Below are 1,147 nucleotides of genomic sequence, written 5' to 3' on the forward strand. Positions count from 1 at the left end.
TCATTAGTTTCGCCAAGTGGTGAGCTACTCGGAACGTTGTCTATTAGTCACGATGTGACGGAATGGCATAAGATTCAACAGAACTTACGTGATGAAATGGAACGTCGTAAAGACACTGAAGTCGCCTTGGCTCAGCGTGACACCATTCTTCAAACAATCTTAGATGCAAGCCCTGACTCTATCGGTATTTTTAATGAGAACATGGTGTACCAAGCGTGCAATAAGCCATTTGTAAACGCTTTAGGTATATCGGAAGTTTCTGATTTGATTGGTAAGCGTCTTCAAGATGTCATTCCCGTTGAAATGTACACGCGGTTGGAAACGAGCGACCTACACGCTCTACGACAAGCCGAACCGGTAAGGTACATCGATAAGGTCGTGAGTAGTGATGGCCATATTACGTGGTTTGATGTGGTGAAATCGCCGTTTAAAGACAAGGCATCGGGTACGAATGGCGTTCTTATCATGGCGCGTGATATTTCAGAGCGTTATCTCGCCGAGCAAAAACTTGAACAAGCGAACCTTGAACTTGAGAAATTGAGCTTTATGGACAGCTTGACGCAAGTGGCGAATAGACGCCGATTTGATGAACGTCTTCATGTACTTTGGTATCACCACATTCGTGAAAAATTGCCTTTGACTATCATGTTGTGCGACATCGACTTCTTTAAAGATTACAACGACTGTTACGGGCACCAACAAGGCGACGAGGCGTTGATTCGTGTCGCGGCGGTCTTCAAGCAAGTGGTCAACCGTTCTTCAGACTGCGTGGCTCGATACGGTGGTGAAGAATTTGGTTTTATCTTGCCAAACACGACAACAGAAGGCGCAGAGCAAGTCGCTCAACGCATTCATCAACAGATTAGACAGCTTGATATGGAGCACGGTAGTTCGGAAGCTTCAGAACATCTCAGTGTGAGTATCGGCTTTGTTTCTTACGTTCCTCAGCATGGTGATGAACCCGAAATGGGCATCGCTATGGCCGACAGTGCGCTATACCAGGCCAAAGCCGATGGCCGTAATCGCACCTGCATCCACCCTAGTTCCTTCTAGCGCTTTGTGACCGCTTGCTCTAAGTTGATAGCAAGCGGTTTAAATCACCGTATTAAACACGTTAAACTGCCTATACCTTGTGTTCTCGTCTGTG

1 protein-coding gene is annotated in these 1,147 nt (G+C 46.5%); it reads left to right on the forward strand.

Annotated elements, in window-relative coordinates; genetic code table 11:
- Positions 1-1,053, forward strand: a 1,053-nt coding sequence (locus R7Q47_RS25785; RefSeq protein ID WP_318090201.1) for a GGDEF domain-containing protein, incomplete at its 5' end; no start/stop codon positions are given.
- Positions 1,054-1,147 lie beyond the last annotated feature (94 nt).

Source organism: Vibrio sp. Vb0349, assembly GCF_033338975.1.